This is a genomic window from Aquisalimonas asiatica (assembly GCF_900110585.1).
In the GTDB taxonomy this organism is placed as follows: domain Bacteria; phylum Pseudomonadota; class Gammaproteobacteria; order Nitrococcales; family Aquisalimonadaceae; genus Aquisalimonas; species Aquisalimonas asiatica.
Map to the genome: position 1 here is coordinate 93,532 of NZ_FOEG01000004.1, position 16,182 is coordinate 109,713.

Sequence of the window (16,182 nt, forward strand, 5' to 3'; positions counted from 1 at the left end):
CGCCGATGGCCCCCGCTGAGTTCCCGCGTTCCCGTTTCCTCCGGTTAACGCGGCGGCAGGCGGGTTGCCCGCCAGGTGCGTGTGCCGTCTTCCCGGCGCTCGGTCCAGAAGACCTGGGCGGTGTCATCGGTGGCGGTCACCAGCGGAAACCCCGGGCGCCGGGCGTCGCCGCCCAGGGTGGCGGGGTTGCTCCAGGCGCCGTCCTGGTAATGCGCCACGCCGATGCCGTGATCCGCGGAGCCGTGATCCCATGCCGCCAGCAGGCCGCCGTCCGTGGTGGCTACCAGGTCCGCGGCCCGGGCTGCCGTGCGCCCCAGCTGCTCTGGCTCGGACCACGCGCCGCCGCTCCCGCGCCGGAGGTGGTGGACACCCGAATGGGCTTCGGCGCCGGTCCACACCAGGGCGTGGAGTGCGCCGTTGTCGTCGGTGGCGAGCCCGCCGCCCACGTGGGGGCAGGCATCCACGAACCAGTCGAACCGCCCCACGGGCTCGCTGGCGCTCCAGTCGTCGTCACCGTTGCCCATGGACGCCACGGCCATGTCGCGGGGATCAAGCCCGCGATACATGAGCACCGTCTCGTCACCGGGGTGGGCCAGGCTGTTCCAGCAGCACTGGCAGGTGGCGCTGTTGGCCGTGGTGACGGCCGACCAGGAGCGGCCACCGTCGTCGCTGCGCGCGTGATGCACGCCCTGCTGGCCGTCGCGGCTGTCCAGCCACGCCAGGTGGAAGGCGCTGTCCGGTGCCCGGGACAGGGCGAAGAAGCCGTGGCTGTCGGTGTCGTCATCCGCCACCGGTGTGGCCGCTGGCTGCCAGTGGGCGCCGCCGTCGTCCGAGCGGGCCATGACCATGGGGCCGCTGTCCGCGAAGCCGTCGCCCACGGTCTGCCAGACCACAAGCAGACGGTCGCCGTCGGCAGCGATGCGCAGGTCGTTGCTGCGGTGGACACGATCCGGGGGCGGCTGGTCGGTGTCGATGGCCACCGGCTCGGTCCACTCCAGGCCGCCGTCATCACTGATGGCGTGGAAGGCGCCGACGCCGTCATCGCTGTTGCGCTCGACCCAGACGACGTGCACCCGGTCAGCATCGGCGGTGACGCCCAGGCTGACCACGTCGCCGTCGGCGTCGAACAGCGTGCTCTCGGGTTCCGGCTCATTGCTGCCGCAGGCTGTCAGCAGGGCGGCAGCGGTAACGCCGGTCAGGTAGCGGATTACCACGTCCATTCCACACCTCCGTAGACCGAGCGCGGCGCGCCGGGGTTGTAGACGGTGCTGGTGGCATCCGCGGAGTCCACGATGCCGGTGTTGGCCGCATAGGTGCGATCGCCCAGGTTGCGGCCGTCCACGAACACCCGCCAGCCCTCGGGGCTGCGGTAGCCGGCGCGCAGGCCCCAGATGACGAAGCTGTCGGCGTCCTCGTTATTGGCGAAGTCCACCGGGTAGCTGCTGGCGGCCTCGACCACCGGGCCCGCGTAGGCACCGCTGGCGTGGCGGGCACGCACATCCAGCCGCGCCATGTGGCGGGGAATGCCGGGCAGACGGTTGTCGCCCCAGTCGCTGTCGCCGTCGAAGCGGAAGTCGTTGTAGGTGTAAGTGAGATTGGTCTCCAGGGTGAGCGTTTCAGTCAGACCCTGCCGATGCCCCAACCCCAGCTCGACGCCCTGGTGAATGGTGCGATCGGCGTTGCGGGTGGCCGAGTCGAAGGGGTTGTCAGGGTCTTCGAACAGCAGGATTTCGTCACGCAGACGCGCGTGGTAGACCGCCGCCTCGCCGGACCAGCGCACACCGCTGCGGCGCAGGCCCAGCTCCAGGGTGTCGGCGGTCTGTTGATCCAGCAGCTCGCCATCATTGCCAACGAGTTCGCCCGTCACCGGTGCCTCGGTGCTGCGGCTGAGGTTGCCGAACAGCTGCACATCGCCGGGCAGGTCGTGGAGCACGCCGATGCGCGGGCTCACCGAGCGGTAGTTGCGGCTGCCGTCCGGGTCGTCGCCGCGGGTGACGTCCACCTCGCGCCGGGCCCAGGCGAGCTGGGCGCTGCCGATCAGGGTGGTGGCGTCGGTAACGGCGTAGTGGTTGTCGGCGAAGAGCTCCACGGTGCTGGCCGTGGAGCGGTCACGGGTGTCGTCATCGCGGTCGTCCGCCCGCTCCCGGCCGGTGACCGCGAGCGTGCCCCAGGTGAAGCGGTTGGCCCCGGACTCGATCACGTGCCGGGCGCTGACGCCCGCGTCCTGCCGGGTGGTGTCCAGATCGAAGAACGGCATGGGGTGTTCCATGCGCAGGTCCTGGACGAAGGCGCCCAGGTCGAGCTGGTCCGTATCGCTCAACTGGCGCTGGTGGTGCGCGGTGACGCGCCCCAGCTGCAGATCGCGGGCGGCGTTGGCGTCCTCGAACTGCGGGTTGGCCTGACGCCGGTCATTTCGCAGCTGATCCCGGGTCAGGGAGCCGGGCAGTTCCAGCTGGTGATCCTGGGCCTCCACGTGCAGCCGGGTCTGGCTGCGGTCGTCGTGCTGGAAGCCCACGTTGCCGTAGCCGCGGATGGCCCGCTGGCGGCTGTTGTCGCGAAAGCCGTCCTGCCACGAGCCGGTGACGGTGCCCACCGCGTCGGTGCGCTCGCCGATCGTGGCGCCCTTGGCCTGCAGACGACGGTAGCCGAAGCTGCCGGTCTCGGCGCGCAGGCTGAGCGGATCGCTGTTGTAGCCGGTGGGCGAGACCATGTTGATGGCGCCGCCCAGGGTGGCGGCGCCGTAGCCCATGGCGTTGGCGCCCCGGTAGACGGCCATATGGTCGGCGGTGAGTGGGTCCATGAGCTGGTTGCGGGTGTTGCCGTCGGCCTCCGTCACCGGCAGGCCGTCGCGTAGCAGCCGGACGCCGCGGTTGTTGAAGGTCTGGGTGAGGCCGGAGCCGCGAATGGACAGGCGCGTCTCATCCTGGCCGAAGCGGCTGCGGGCGTAGACGCCCGGCGTCGTGCCCAGGGCGTCCTCCAGGTTGGCGGTGCGCCCCTCGCGCACTGTGTCCAGATCCACCAGCGAGGTGCCGCCGGGAATGCGCTCCAGCTCGGCGGCCGTCTCGTCGGCCACGGGCAGGGTGCTCGCCGGAAACTGGCCGGTGACGGTCACCGGATCCAGACGAACGGCGTCTTCACCGTGTGCTGCGCTCGACAGCATCACGGCGAACACCCCTACGGCCCCGAAGGGCCCGGGTTGTTGCAAGGCCATGCTTGATCTCCTGCATTGGGCGGGCGCCGCGCACGCAGGGCGCGGTGCCGCTGACAATTCGGTTGGTCAGCTCGCGTTCAATGCAGGTGGGGCGCGCGTGGGTGGGCGCAGGGCGTGGTCTGAGCGTGTCTCGGCCCGTGGTGCCACGGGCAGGCGCGCCACCACGGCGGCCGCCAGGCGGGCGGAGAGTGGGTCGGGGAGTATCGCGGACGCCTGCCCGGCCTTGCAGAGCAGGCAGTCGCACTCCATCAGCTCATGGAGCAGGTGCGCCGGGTCCGATTCGTCGCAGTCGGCGCCGTCGTGCTGGGCGTGATCGTGTTCGTGGTGGTGATGATCAGCGGCGTCGGCGGCATGGGCCTCGTGGTCGAGGCCGTGGGCGGCATGCGCCAGGGGCATTGCGGCAACCGCCAGCGCCGCCAGCAACAGTGCGGCGATGCCGAACCACGTCCGCTTCCGTCGGTGCGGTTGTCCCGTCATGGGTGGCGCCGTCGCCTTTAGGGCTGGGTGAACTGCAAGTGTAACTCGGGCATCAGTCGATGCCCAGCTCGTCCCAGCGCTCGTCCACCCGGCGCTTGATCTCCGGGTCCATGGTGATGGGCCGGCCCCACTCGCGGTTGGTCTCGCCTTTCCACTTGTTGGTGGCGTCGAAGCCGATCTTCGAGCCGAGCCCGGAGACCGGCGAGGCGAAGTCCAGGTAGTCGATGGGCGAGTTGTCGATGAACGTGCTGTCGCGCTGCGGGTCCATGCGCGTGGTCATGGCCCAGATCACGTCGTTCCAGTCCCGGGCGTTGACGTCGTCATCCGTGACGATGACGAACTTGGTGTACATGAACTGCCGCAGGAACGACCACACCCCCAGCATCACGCGCTTGGCGTGGCCCGGGTACTGCTTCTTCATGGTCACCACCGCCATGCGATAAGAGCAGCCTTCCGGCGGCAGGTAGAAATCCACGATCTCCGGGAACTGTTTCTGCAGGATCGGCACGAACACCTCGTTCAGTGCCACCCCGAGCACCGCCGGCTCATCCGGCGGCCGGCCCGTGTAGGTGCTGTGATAGACCGGGTTGCTGCGGTGGGTGATGCGCTCGATGGTGAATACCGGGAAGCGGTCCACCTCGTTGTAGTAGCCGGTGTGATCGCCGAACGGGCCTTCATCCGCCCAATCGTCCGGGTAAATGTGGCCTTCAAGCACGATCTCCGCCGAAGCGGGCACCTGCAGGTCGGAACCGATGCATTTGCCCAGCTCGGTCTTGCTCCCCCGCAGCAGCCCGGCGAAGGCGTACTCGGAGAGGGTGTCCGGCACGGGGGTGACGGCGCCCAGGATCGTCGCGGGGTCGGCCCCCAGGGCCACCGCAATGGGGAACGGCTCGCCGGGGTGCTCCTGCTGCCATTCCTGGAAATCCAGCGCGCCGCCGCGGTGGCCGAGCCAGCGCATGATCACCCGATTGCGGCCGATCACCTGCTGGCGGTAGATGCCCAGATTCTGCCGCTCCTTGTGCGGGCCGCGGGTGACCACCAGCGCCCAGGTGATCAACGGGCCCGCGTCGCCGGGCCAGCACGTCCAGATGGGCAGGCGGGAGAGGTCGACATCGTCGCCCTCGATCACGTGCTCCTGGCACTCCGGCCGCCGCACCGTCTTCGGCCCCATGTTCAGCACCTGCTTGAAGATCGGCAGCTGCTTCCAGGCGTCTTTCATGCCCTTGGGCGGGTCGGGCTCCTTGAGAAAGGCCAGCAGCTTGCCGATTTCGCGCAGGGCTTCGGTGCCGTCCGCGCCCATGCCCAGCGCCACGCGATATGGCGTGCCGAACAGGTTGCCCAGCACGGGGATGTCCGACCCCACCGGGTTCTCGAACAACAGCGCCGGCCCGCCCTTGCGCAGGGTGCGGTCGCAGATCTCGGTCATCTCCAGGTTCGGGTCTACCGGCGCGGAGATGCGCTTGAGCTCCCCGTCCCGCTCCAGGCGGTCCATGAAATCGCGCAGATCCCGGTACTGCAGGCTGGCCATGGTCAAGGCTCCCGTTGGCTGGTGTCCGTGCGGTCGTGTGCGGGGATCATCGCACGAAACCGGGGGCGGATGGGACGGCATGTTGATAGCAATGTTATAACGTTACACATACGATCTTCGGGCCGGTTGACCCTGCCAGCAAGGGGCAGTAGCTTTGTCGTTTCGCTCTCGGGTGCCTTCAGGCCGTTCCGGCCGGGAAGGTGAAACGGGAACCCGGTGAGGCATGGGCAACGCGCCCCGTGCCAAGTCCGGGACTGCCCCCGCAACGGTGAGCGTGTTGCAGCGGACCATCCCCGCCACTGTGGCTGATGCCATGGGAAGGCGGTCCGCTCGGATGCTGCGGCATCCACACGCGAGTCCGGAGACCGGCCCGAGAGTCAGGCCCTGCCTGTGGTGTTGTCCCACGGCAGTGGTCACCGTCCGGAGGTGCGAGGGGCGCCGCTGGCGAGAGGTTTCACGTTCTCCAGGTCATCCCGGTGGCGCGTGGCCCGCGCAGGTTCCCGGTGTGTTGCTGAGCTCAACCGTCGGACCTCCTCGTCGCGATATCTCCCTCGCCGTGTGCATGCCACCGCGTTTCAGGGAGGATCACGTCGCCATGGCGTCTGACCGCAAACAGCCGAGCCGCGTCCCGGTGACCCGCGCAATGGCGATCGTGGCGCGCGTCGCCGTGGCTGTCCTTGGCGGGTATCTGCTCGCCGTCAGTTTCGCCACTGCCATGGTGAACGGGTTGACTCTTCCCCGGGCCGAGGCCGTGGACCTCGCCATCTCCCTGAGTTTCCTCCCCTACGCGGGCGCCGTGCTCTGGGCGTTCGCCGCTCGTACTCCTGCCATCGCCGCGGTCGGGATTCTCGTGCCGGTCGCATTGCTGGTGCTCGTCCAGGTGGGCGCCTCTGCCCTGGCGGCTGGAGGTGCGGTTTGACGGGCGCGTTCCGCGAGAGCATGGCGTGGCTCCATACATGGGCCGGTGTCTGCGTCGGCTGGATTCTCTACTTTGTTTTCGTCACCGGTACGCTCGGCTACTTCGCCGTCGAAATCGACCAGTGGATGACGCCCGAGCGCCCGGTTGCTGCGGTGACTGTGGATGCTGCGAGTGCGGCGGATACAGGAGTCCGCCGTCTCCTTGAGGTCGCTCCGGATGCCGAGCGCTGGACGATCACACCTCCGGGCCACAGGGAGAACCCCGACCTGCAGGTCGCGTGGAGTGGGGCCGACCCCGGTCGCGAGACCGAGATCCTGCATGCCGAGACGGGAGAGCCCGCCGACTACAGGGAGACGGCGGGTGGCAGCACGCTCTACCGGATGCACTACCAACTGGCCTATTTGCCCAGAACAGCCGCCTCCTGGATCGTTGGCGCCGCCGCCCTGGCAATGCTGGTGGTGCTCCTTGCCGGCGTTGTCATCCATCGCCACCTGTTTCGGGACGCCTTCACCCTGCGCACGGGCAAGGGGCTGCGGACCTGGCTGGACGCGCACACGCTGGCAGGTGTTCTGGCGCTGCCTTTTCACTTGATGATCACCTACTCCGGGCTTGTGCTGCTCGGCGTGACCTACATGTCGGTGGTTGTCGCGGCGGGATACGGCAGCGGCGCCGACGGGCGGCAGGCGTTCTTCTCGGAGCGCTCGGAGAGCGTCCGGCACATCAGCGCCGCCGGTGAGCAAGCCACGCTGGCCGAGATCGCACCGCTGGTGCAACAGGCCGAATCCCGATGGGGTGATGACTCCGTGGGTCGCATCACCATCCAGAACCCTGGCGATGCCGAGGCGAGGGTGGCTGTCGCGCGGCATACCGAGCGCCCGCTCCGGACGCGTGAGCAGCTGGTCTTCGATGGTGTCAGCGGCGAACTGGTCGATCATCACACCCCTCCCGTAAGCGCGGCTCACGGCGTGCGCGACGTTCTGGTCGGCTTGCACGAAGGGCGCTTCGCACAGCCCATTCTGCGCTGGTTGTACGTCCTTTGTGGATTCGCCGGTGCCGCGATGGTCGCAACGGGTCTGGTCCTGTGGACGACCAAGCGGCGACAGCAACGGCGCGCCGCCACTGGGGTTGCGCTGGTCGAGCGGCTCAATGTGGCCGTAGTCGCCGGGTTACCGATCGGTGTCCTTTCCTACTTTCTGGCGAACCGTTTGCTTCCCGTGGGCCTGGACGGCCGTGCCGACTGGGAGGTCCATGCGATGTTCATCGTGTGGGCGGCTGCTTTTGCCCATGCCGCCGCCCGACCACCGGGCAGAGCCTGGGTTGAGCAAATCGGCGCAGGGGCGGTGCTGGCTGCCCTTCTGCCGATGGTCAATTTCCTGACCACCGACATCCACCTTGGCCGTGCCCTGGCGGGTGGCAACTGGGTTCTCGCCGGAGTGGACGGCACCGCGCTTGCATTCTCCGCCTTGCTTGCAGGGCTGCTGATCAGGAGCCGCAGAAGGGCCGCTGACAACGCCGCAGCTTCGGCACGTCGTCGTGGCGGAATGCGGGGCGGCGTGCAAGGGGGCGGGAAATGATCGGAGCCGGCCTGTCAGCTCTGGCGCTCGCCTACGCCGGCCTGTCCGCACTGGCGCTCGGCATTGCCCGCCACCACCGCCAGGTTCGTGGGCACGTCGGTGATCAGCGGCTGCGCAAGGCATGCGCCGTGGCTGGATGGAGTGTAGTCGCCGTCCTTGTGTTGGGCAGCTTGCACCACTGGGGTGCAGGAGTGGGCAGTGTCACTGCCATTGCAACCCTGACTGCGGGGGCGCTGGCGGTCGCCGGGACACTGGATCTGGCCCCTCGGCGCCTGCCGCTCTACGCCGTTTTCGCCGTCATGTTCGCCGTTGCCGTTCCACTTGCAGACCAGGCGCGGCGGGCACTCGCCGGGGCCTGACCCATTGAGGGCAATCACTGACCGCCATTGGCGGCGATTCGATAAGAAAGGGAGCTCAAGGAAGCCATGAGTATGCATTCAGCGAGAGGGGGACGCCTGGTATTGGCGGTCACACTGACCGGTGGTATCGGGTTGTGTCAGCAGGCCGTTGCCGGTGACGTCACACAACTTGAGGCGATCGGAGTCACGGCCGCCGGGCAGGCGACGTCTCAGCGCGACCTGGCCGGGACTCTGGGCGACCGGGGCGCCAGCGTCGATATCATCACCGCCGAGGACATACGCGAGACCGGCGCCACCACGCTGACACAGGCGCTGGAGGTGCTGGCGCCGGGTGTCTACGTGCAACCGCAGGCGGGCGGACGCGCCGGCGCCGGCAGTATTTCCCTGCTAGGGGGAGACGAGCGGGAGTTCGTCATGCTGCTCGACGGTGTACGCATCGAACCGCGCACCTTCTTCGGCACTCATCTCAACATCAACCCCCAGCACATTGAGCGGATCGAGGTGCTCAAGGACGGACAATCCCTGTTCTACGGCAGCAACGCCATGGTCGGTGTGATCAACTTCGTCACCAAGGACTTCGACTACGCCGAACAGGGTGAATTCATGGGGGAGGCCGGCCGTTCACTGGGAGAGCGCAGTCAGGAGGAACTCAACCTCGGCGGCCACGCGAACCTTGACGTTGGTGACCACCGCTTCCAGGTGTTCGGTTCCCAGAATCGCGGGATCAATGAGCCGTTCGACAGCGATAGACTCGAATTTCCCGAGGGCGCGCCGAACGCTTATGAGGGCAGCCTGCAGAACCTCGGCTTCAAGTATCGCTACGACCTGAGTGACAGTGAGCGAATTGACCTCCACGTCCAGCGCAATGAGCTGCGTGAGGACGGCCTGCCCACCGGTTTCGGCGACCCCTCCGAGCAGCTGGTCAACGACCGGCGGACGCAGCAGGACATCGCGATGCTTCAGTGGGAACGTCAGGTGGACTCCGCGCGGTCCATGTCATTGCGTGCCTTCTGGAATGAACAGGAGGGTGATCGCCGCGAAGTGGACCTGGACAACGGCGACGCCGTCTACACCCGGGGAGGCAACCTGTCCCGCGATTACGGCCTCCACGGCATGACAGATTTCCCGGCCCTCGCCGGCCACTGGACGGTCGGTGCCGAAGCAAGTCGTCACGAGGGGTACAACCTCGGCGATGCGACACTCTCCAACCCTGGGTACGATCCCGAGACCTCGCTGGACCCGTTTGTTCAGTATCGCCCGGATATCGCCTTTCTGCCGCGCACCGATGTCTCCGTCGGGGCCAGATACAACCACAATGACCGCACCGACAGCGCGGCCATCTGGCAGTTGATGGTTCGCCACCGTATGACGTCGAACGTCGACGTGCGGGCCACTGCCGGCACTGCCTTCCAGGTGCCGCGCGCCGTGGACACGGTTGACGCCGAGCGAGACGTGGTTGGCGCCTCGGACCTCGACCCGGAGTCCTCCATCGGCGGCAATATTGGCCTGGAAGGCCGGGCCGTACCCGGCCTCGATGTGCCGGCGAGCTGGTCCGTCAGCGCATTCTGGCGGGAAATCACCGACCGGATCGACGACGAAGAGGAGGGCGACGATGTACTGCGCGTGTTCAACGTCGACGACCCCACCATCACACGCGGCGTCGAAGGGCAGTTTGCGGTTCGCCCGCTTCCGCAATGGTCGGTTCGTTTCAATGCCACCTACGTGGAAGCGTACATGGACAACGACCCCGATCAGGAACAGCTCGACGACATTCCCCGCTTCTTCGCCCGGGCACAGCTTGGCTGGGACGCCGCGCAGGCGCAACGTGGGGCACGGCTGAGTGGCGTCTACACCGGCCCGGTCTACGACACCCTCTCGGACGAAGCCGGCGGCCGCCAGAACTACGGTGGTCGCATGCGCGTCGATGCCTCCGCTTTCCAGTTCTTCGACGAACGGCACGACCAGCGCCTGGGCGTTCGCGTCGAGAACGTCTTCGATACGGACGTGCCCGTTGCTATCGACGAGACCGAGATCGGCGGAGAACTGCGGCGCTATGACCAGTACGCCGCGCCGCGGAACGTCACCTTGACCTATAGCCAGAACTTCTGAACTTCGCCCATGGCCCCGTTCCCGGAGGCCGAATAAGGAGAAAACAAGACATGATCCTGACCCAGGAAGTTGCCGCAGAGCGTGACCGGACGCGCACGGTGTTACCGGCCTCGCTGCTCGCCGTGGTCCCGCTTCTGCCTGGTGCCGTGGCGGTGGTTGCGTCACCCGTTCTTCACGCCGAGGCCCATGTTCACCTGGCCCCCATAGAGGTGCTCAGTGCTCCATCCGGTCTGCGCTTGGATAGCCAGAGCGACATCGGCTCCCGCCTGGGGCTTTCAGTAGATGAGACGCCGGGACAAGTCGACGTGATTGACCAGACACGCATGCAGGAACGCGGTGATCGCACGACCACTGAGGCAGTGACGGGGGCGGTCGGATTCAGCGATGCCAACACCCTCGGCAATTTGTCTGGTTTGAATGCACGCGGATTCAGCGAGGTGGCGATTCTCTATGACGGCATCAGTGTCGGCCGGCCTAACATGACATCTCGGCCTCAAGGCACCTGGATCTATGACCGCATCGAGACCATTAGCGGACCGGCCTCCGTGCTCCACGGAGAGGGATCAATTGTCGGAGCCGTGAACTTCGTACCGCGTCGACCGAACCCAGAGGTAACGGAGACTGATATTCTCATGTCCGCGGGTTCATTCAACAGTAGCCGAGTGGCCGCAGGCCGCGGCGGACCGACGAACGTGGACGGGCTGAGCTTCCGTATCGACGGCGAGCGCCAGACCAGCGACGGGTACATGGATAACGCGGACATGCACCGGGATACCATCAGCGCCGGTCTCCGCTACGACGCCTCTGACCGCCTCGTGCTCGAGGGCAATCTCGTCTACATCAACGATTCGCTGCCTCCCTACTCGGGGGTGCCGGTGGACCCCGAGAAGGGAGAGCCGTCGAGCGATCTTCGCCGCAGAAACCCTAACGCCCGGGACGCCTACATCGAGGGAGAAGAGTTCCGACTGACTCTGGATGCCAACTACTTCGCCAGCGACTCGGTGCAACTGCGCAACCGCTTCCAGGCCTACGAGGGCGAACGCGATTGGTTGAACGTGGAGGGGTTCGAGATCACAGAGGACGACGAACTCAAGCAGACATTCGCGCTGGAGGTCTTCCACGATCAGACCTTCCTTGCCAACCGCTCGGACGCCCTGATTGACCACCACCTCTTCGGCCGGGATGCACGAACAGTCGTAGGCCTCCAGTTGATCCGTGAACGCTTCGAAAACGGTAGCGACGGTGTTGGCCTTGATCGGGTCGTGGATGATCCGAGAAACCCCGCCGATACCGGGAGCGTGAGAGATCTGGGCCTCGATGCACGCGCCGAGGGTGGGCGCACGGACAGGAATCAGGTGGCCCTTTTCGCGGAGAACCGCCTGTTGCTCGGCGGTGGCCTCAGCCTGGTCAGCGGTGTCCGCGGTGACTGGATCAAGTTTGAAGTGAACCGGGATGGTAGCGAAAAGGACACGTTCACCACGGAGGAGGGCCGGCTCGGTTTCGTATGGGAAGCGACACCGACCCTGTCCCTGTTCGGCCAGGCCACAACCGGCTCCCAGTTCACCTTCAGCACGAATTCCCCTTCTGCTGACAGCCTGGATACAGACCTGCAGCGTTCCACGGGGTTCGAAGGGGGCGTCCGCGGTCGCGCGGTTGATGGTACATGGCAGTGGCAGGTGACCGCGTTCGACATCGAGAAGCGCAACCGGTTTGCCAGTGACCCGGTTCCGGATGATCCGCAGCGCCAGCGCCAGGTCGGCCGGCGCGTCTCTCAGGGGGTGGAGGTGAGTGGCTACTGGGAGCCCGTTGAACGCCTGGCCCTGGAAGCCAATGCCAGTGTGCTGAGCGCGGAGTTCCGCGATGACGACGACCTCGGCGGGAACACGCCAGCCGGCGTGCCGGAGCAGCTGGGCAATCTCTGGGCCACCTGGACGGTCACCCAGCGGGCCACGGCCCGGGCCCATGTCCGCTACGTGGGCGAACAGCAGGCGAACAACGACAACACCCTGCAGATCCCGTCGTATACACTGCTGAATCTCTCAAGCAGCTATGCGCTGGACGACAACTGGGAGGTCACCGCCCGCGCGCGGAACGTCACCGACGAGCGCTACTACACCCAGGCGTGGTTCGGGGATCAGTACTTTGTCGGTGGCGGGCGCTCTTTCGAGCTCGAGCTCAGCGCGTCGTTCTGACTGGCATGTCGGTGAAGCGGCACATCTACCTCTGGCACCGCTACCTGGGCATCGCCCTGTGCCTGCTCATCACCATGTGGTTCGCATCCGGCATCGTGCTCATGTACGTGGGCTACCCCTCGCTGGACGACGAGGCCCGTCTGGCCGGGTTGCCTACCCTGGAGGCCGACGCCGAGCTGGCATCGCCCGCAGCCGTGATGGAACGCTACGGCGACGTGGACGCCCTGCGTCTCAACGCCGCGCCGGGCCGGCCCGCGTATCACCTCCGGCAGGGCGGCGAGTGGCTTAGTGTGGATGCCGCCACCGGCGAGCCCCTGAAACTGGACGATATGGACGTCCCTGCCGCCGCACGCCGTCATGCCGGCGCCGGCGTGGCCGCGCTGGAGCCCGTGGAGGTGGACCAGTGGACGGTCTCGGGCCGTCTCAACGCCCATCGCCCCCTGGTGCGCGCCCGCATGGAGGACGATGCCGGATCCTGGCTGTATCTGTCGTCGAGCACCGGCGAGGTGGTGCAGGCCACCACGCGCTTCGAGCGGGGCTGGAACTGGGTGGGTGCCGTGGTGCACTGGATCTACCCGTGGCAGCTCCGCCAGCACCCGGAGCTGTGGCGGCAGGTCGTTATCTGGCTGTGCGTCCCGGCCATTGCCCTGATCATCACCGGCACCCTGGTGGGCATCTGGCGGCTGCGCGTCCGGCGGCGGTACAAGGGCGGCCGCATGACGCCGTACCGGGGCTGGCACCGCTGGCACCACATTCTCGGCATCGCCTGCGTGGCGTTCGTGTTCACCTTCATGGTGAGCGGCCTGCTCTCCATGAACCCGGGGCGCGTGTTCACCTCACCGGCCCCGGATGCAGGGCAGACCAACGCATGGGCGGACGGTCCCCTGATCACCGAGGCCGCCGTCTCACCGGCCGCTCTGCTCGCCGCAGCGCCCGATGGCGTGCGTGAGCTGGAATGGGATCGCCAGGCCGGCGCCGCGCTCGTCCACCTCCACGGCGCCGATACCAGCCGCGTGCGTCGGGCCGACGGCAGCCCCTTCGAGCCCGACGCCGACGCCCTGATTGCCCGCGCCGAAGAGCTGGTCAATGACGGCAGCATCACCGAGTCCACCCTGCTCACGGACTACGACCACTACTACTACGCCCGCCGCAACGACCGGCCGCTGCCCATGCTTCGCCTGCGTTACGACGACGCCGCAGGCACCACCCTCTACATCAACCCGGAGACGGCCGCCATTGAGTCCCGCATCGATCACAGCGGACGCTGGCGGCGCTGGCTGTACAATGGCCTCCACAGCCTGGACTTCCCGGTGCTGTGGGAGCGCCGGCCGCTGTGGGACGTGGTGGTGCTGGGCCTGTCCCTGGCAGGGCTGGCGTTCAGCCTGACCGGCGCGGTGATCGGGTGGAAGCGGCTTGTGGGCCGCGTCCGGGTGAAACGACGACACTGAGGTGAGACCTGTCCATGCGGGCGATTCCCTGGCGGCACGTGGAGCCGCTGACCCTGACGCTCTGGTGTGCCCTGCTGGCCGTGGCGGGCTCGCTGTTGACCCAGTGGCCGCTACGCCTGGACGGCTTGCCGGCAGCCGGGCGGCCCGCCCTCATGGCCCTGGCGCTGGTGGTGTTCATCGTCGCCCTGCTGCGCCCGTGGGAGAAGGGCTTTGCCGAACGCTGGTCGATCTACCGCCTCGGCCCCCCTCGCGCCAGCGCCGGCGGCTTCATCCTGCTGCTGATCGCCATCCCCGTGCTCAACTACGGCAGCATCGCCCTGTACACGGCCCTCGCCGAGCCGGAGCAGGTGTGGGTGCCGGTGCTGGAAGGGGTTATGGGCGAACCCGGCGGCCTCTGGATGCTGTTGATCCTGCTCCTCCTCGCCGCCCCCCTCATCGAAGAGTTGCTGGTGCGCGGGCGCCTGCAATACCAGGTGGGCCGGCGCTGGGGCGTGCCCGCCGCCATCGCCATCTCCGCCACCGTGTTCGCCTGGCTCCACGGCCTGCCACAGCTGGTGCCCGTCTACGTCGCCTTCGGCGTGCTCCTGGGGATAGCCGTGTGGCTCACCGGTAGTGTGTGGACGGGCGTGATCATCCACGCCCTGCACAACGGCGCCACATTCGGGCTCTTTCTGCTGGCGGCGTCCATGGACGTGGCCCCGGCCGAGACCTCGGACGCCGCCGCGGACACTGCGGCCCTCCTGCAGGCCGGTGGATCGGCCCTGCTCCTCGGCGCCGCCCTCCTGGCCCTGGCACTGCGCATTGGCCACTGGCCCGGCCGCCACAGCGGCGGCCCCGTCCGCTGGGGGCCACTGCTATGGATCGGGCCGCCGCTGGTGGCATTGAACGCGGCGCCGTTGTTTACGGGGTGAAACATCCTACGAGTACAGACGAAGCCAGCGAGGCTTGGGGTTGGCTCCGAAAAGCCTTGTTGGCAACCACCGTTCTTTTGGGTAGTTTCTGCATTGAACGGTGCCAGAAGGGCCCGCCAAGGATGATCCCCCCTCTATGGAAGGAGAGACTAATGGGCAAAGAAGCCGTCGTTGATGTCATCAACGCTTTGTACAAAGGCGCAGGAATCCACAAGAGGTATTCCGGTGAGGTCAATGAGCAGGTCGCCCGGGTTTTGGGCAAGATGCTCGAGGAAATACGCGGCTGTTCAGACGCGTTTTCCTGGATCCCCCGGCCAACTGGCGGACGAGCCACCATCTCTTGGATCGCTCGGAATTTCGCGAGGAGCACGATAGATCGCCTGAGAGCGAGCCAATCCCTCACCTGTGCTAGGGCGGTGATCCATAAGTGGGACCGTAAGCTTGATATGGCAGGGAGGGGGATCCTGTGACAAGGACAGTCCGGACGCTTCTTGTACTCTGCGCGCTGGCAATCCATCCCCTCGCACAGGCTACACCACCGGCCGAGTCGTGGCCGTCCACCGAATGCAGTGACAGTGATTACTGGCTTGCGTTCGCCGAAGTCGAGATGTGCTTTGAGCGGTCAGATATCCGCCGACTCGAACACAGCAACCTCCCGAGCCCAACGGTGACCATGCAGCTCCATGACGGAGAGCAGACCACCGATCTCACATTCTCCCGACTAGATGACCGGATGCTGACCGGGGGGCTGCATGAACACCTGGGGAAGAGCGTCTCGGAAACGTTCGAGCTGCTCCGCCAGAGCAATGGTGGCGAGGAGCACGACCTGGCCCGAGAGGTGATGGACGTGGACCGGAACGCCACCGTGCGCGTCTACGAAAACGGCCAATCAAGGGCCTACGTGCTGCTCCGTGAAAGTGGCCGGTACAGCTCCATCTTCATGCTGCACACGGACCGGGATGGCGGCATCAAGATTGGTGGGGAGCTCGACCAGCAACTGGCTGAACGCCTGCTGTCGGCCATGCGCCCGTAATCCAACCAGGCCGGCCCGATGCCAATGCCGCGGGCCGGTCCTCGCCTCGCCCCGGATCACCCGTTTGGCAGCCGATACGATCATGCCGGGAGCGAAGGCGAACACCCATTGATGGGCTCGGCCGGTGAACATACCGACAACGCCCTCGCGGAGCTCTTTTTTTTGCCATTCCATTTTTGTGTTTGCTTTCACGGTCGTTGATACAGCCGGTCATATACCGTGCGTTCAGTGAACGAGCCCAGTCGGGCCGATCCGTTATTTCAGTCTATTGGGGACGGTACTGGCGCGCTTACGGCGTGGGTCCGGCCTATGTCGCGTCGGGTAACCATCAATCGGTTATCAAGTCTGGTTAATCAGCTGGTAGCGCCACTCGCAACGAGTCCGCCCTAAGCGGTTGCGATCGTGGTGAGCCTGCACACAT

The 16,182-nt window shown here is 66.7% G+C and carries 13 protein-coding genes and 1 riboswitch; of the genes, 9 read left to right on the forward strand and 4 right to left on the reverse strand.

Annotation, left to right across the window (positions count from 1 at the left end; translation table 11 throughout):
• Positions 1 to 44: 44 nt before the first annotated feature.
• From BMZ02_RS10285 to ubiD, 4 genes are all read right to left on the reverse strand, one after another.
• Positions 45 to 1,220 (reverse strand): exo-alpha-sialidase, encoded by a 1,176-nt coding sequence (locus BMZ02_RS10285; protein WP_091643205.1) that lies wholly within the window; start codon positions 1,218 to 1,220, stop codon positions 45 to 47.
• The gene (locus BMZ02_RS10290) at positions 1,208 to 3,211 is read right to left on the reverse strand and encodes a TonB-dependent receptor family protein (protein WP_091643208.1); all 2,004 of its coding nucleotides are present in this window, start codon (positions 3,209 to 3,211) and stop codon (positions 1,208 to 1,210) included. The genes BMZ02_RS10285 and BMZ02_RS10290 overlap by 13 nt, the downstream gene beginning before the upstream one ends.
• Positions 3,212 to 3,277: 66 nt before the next feature.
• Entirely contained in the window at positions 3,278 to 3,688 is a 411-nt protein-coding gene (locus tag BMZ02_RS10295; protein ID WP_091643210.1) for a DUF2946 family protein, read from the reverse strand.
• Positions 3,689 to 3,740: 52 nt separating this feature from the next.
• Positions 3,741 to 5,207: a 4-hydroxy-3-polyprenylbenzoate decarboxylase gene (gene ubiD, locus BMZ02_RS10300; protein WP_091644038.1), complete on the reverse strand. Its 1,467-nt coding sequence runs from the start codon at positions 5,205 to 5,207 to the stop codon at positions 3,741 to 3,743.
• Positions 5,208 to 5,369: 162 nt separating this feature from the next.
• Positions 5,370 to 5,604: riboswitch (cobalamin riboswitch) on the forward strand.
• A 207-nt stretch (positions 5,605 to 5,811) separates the two neighbouring features.
• Between ubiD and BMZ02_RS10305 the strand changes: the two genes are divergently transcribed.
• The 9 genes from BMZ02_RS10305 to BMZ02_RS10345 all read left to right on the forward strand — a co-directional run bounded on the left by BMZ02_RS10305 (position 5,812) and on the right by BMZ02_RS10345 (position 15,761).
• Positions 5,812 to 6,135, forward strand: coding sequence for a hypothetical protein (locus BMZ02_RS10305; protein ID WP_091643213.1), 324 nt, complete (start codon positions 5,812 to 5,814; stop codon positions 6,133 to 6,135).
• 20 nt (positions 6,136 to 6,155) lie between these two features.
• Positions 6,156 to 7,709: a PepSY-associated TM helix domain-containing protein gene (locus BMZ02_RS10310; RefSeq protein ID WP_216110807.1), complete on the forward strand. Its 1,554-nt coding sequence runs from the start codon at positions 6,156 to 6,158 to the stop codon at positions 7,707 to 7,709.
• Positions 7,706 to 8,068, forward strand: coding sequence for a DUF3325 domain-containing protein (locus BMZ02_RS10315; RefSeq protein WP_091643218.1), 363 nt, complete (start codon positions 7,706 to 7,708; stop codon positions 8,066 to 8,068). The genes BMZ02_RS10310 and BMZ02_RS10315 overlap by 4 nt, the downstream gene beginning before the upstream one ends.
• Before the next feature lie 66 nt (positions 8,069 to 8,134).
• Positions 8,135 to 10,177 (forward strand): TonB-dependent receptor plug domain-containing protein, encoded by a 2,043-nt coding sequence (locus BMZ02_RS10320; protein ID WP_091643220.1) that lies wholly within the window; start codon positions 8,135 to 8,137, stop codon positions 10,175 to 10,177.
• Between the two features lie 50 nt (positions 10,178 to 10,227).
• Complete coding sequence (locus BMZ02_RS10325) at positions 10,228 to 12,369, forward strand: TonB-dependent receptor (RefSeq protein ID WP_091643223.1); 2,142 nt, start codon at positions 10,228 to 10,230, stop codon at positions 12,367 to 12,369.
• A gap of 5 nt (positions 12,370 to 12,374) precedes the next feature.
• The gene (locus tag BMZ02_RS10330; protein ID WP_091643226.1) at positions 12,375 to 13,817 is read left to right on the forward strand and encodes a PepSY-associated TM helix domain-containing protein; all 1,443 of its coding nucleotides are present in this window, start codon (positions 12,375 to 12,377) and stop codon (positions 13,815 to 13,817) included.
• A gap of 14 nt (positions 13,818 to 13,831) precedes the next feature.
• Entirely contained in the window at positions 13,832 to 14,728 is an 897-nt protein-coding gene (locus tag BMZ02_RS10335) for a CPBP family intramembrane glutamic endopeptidase (protein ID WP_091643229.1), read from the forward strand.
• A 152-nt stretch (positions 14,729 to 14,880) separates the two neighbouring features.
• Positions 14,881 to 15,198, forward strand: coding sequence for a hypothetical protein (locus BMZ02_RS10340; protein ID WP_091643232.1), 318 nt, complete (start codon positions 14,881 to 14,883; stop codon positions 15,196 to 15,198).
• A gap of 197 nt (positions 15,199 to 15,395) precedes the next feature.
• Positions 15,396 to 15,761, forward strand: coding sequence for a hypothetical protein (locus BMZ02_RS10345; RefSeq protein WP_139209196.1), 366 nt, complete (start codon positions 15,396 to 15,398; stop codon positions 15,759 to 15,761).
• Positions 15,762 to 16,182 lie beyond the last annotated feature (421 nt).

Bases quoted from the DNA above. Each gene is read 5' to 3' on its own strand.
- BMZ02_RS10285 (WP_091643205.1), bottom strand. From the start codon at position 1,220: ATGGACGTGGTAATCCGCTACCTGACCGGCGTTACCGCTGCCGCCCTG.
- BMZ02_RS10290 (WP_091643208.1), bottom strand. From the start codon at position 3,211: ATGGCCTTGCAACAACCCGGGCCCTTCGGGGCCGTAGGGGTGTTCGCC.
- BMZ02_RS10295 (WP_091643210.1), bottom strand. From the start codon at position 3,688: ATGACGGGACAACCGCACCGACGGAAGCGGACGTGGTTCGGCATCGCC.
- BMZ02_RS10305 (WP_091643213.1), top strand. From the start codon at position 5,812: ATGGCGTCTGACCGCAAACAGCCGAGCCGCGTCCCGGTGACCCGCGCA.
- BMZ02_RS10310 (WP_216110807.1), top strand. From the start codon at position 6,156: ATGGCGTGGCTCCATACATGGGCCGGTGTCTGCGTCGGCTGGATTCTC.
- BMZ02_RS10315 (WP_091643218.1), top strand. From the start codon at position 7,706: ATGATCGGAGCCGGCCTGTCAGCTCTGGCGCTCGCCTACGCCGGCCTG.
- BMZ02_RS10320 (WP_091643220.1), top strand. From the start codon at position 8,135: ATGAGTATGCATTCAGCGAGAGGGGGACGCCTGGTATTGGCGGTCACA.
- BMZ02_RS10325 (WP_091643223.1), top strand. From the start codon at position 10,228: ATGATCCTGACCCAGGAAGTTGCCGCAGAGCGTGACCGGACGCGCACG.
- BMZ02_RS10330 (WP_091643226.1), top strand. From the start codon at position 12,375: ATGTCGGTGAAGCGGCACATCTACCTCTGGCACCGCTACCTGGGCATC.
- BMZ02_RS10335 (WP_091643229.1), top strand. From the start codon at position 13,832: ATGCGGGCGATTCCCTGGCGGCACGTGGAGCCGCTGACCCTGACGCTC.
- BMZ02_RS10340 (WP_091643232.1), top strand. From the start codon at position 14,881: ATGGGCAAAGAAGCCGTCGTTGATGTCATCAACGCTTTGTACAAAGGC.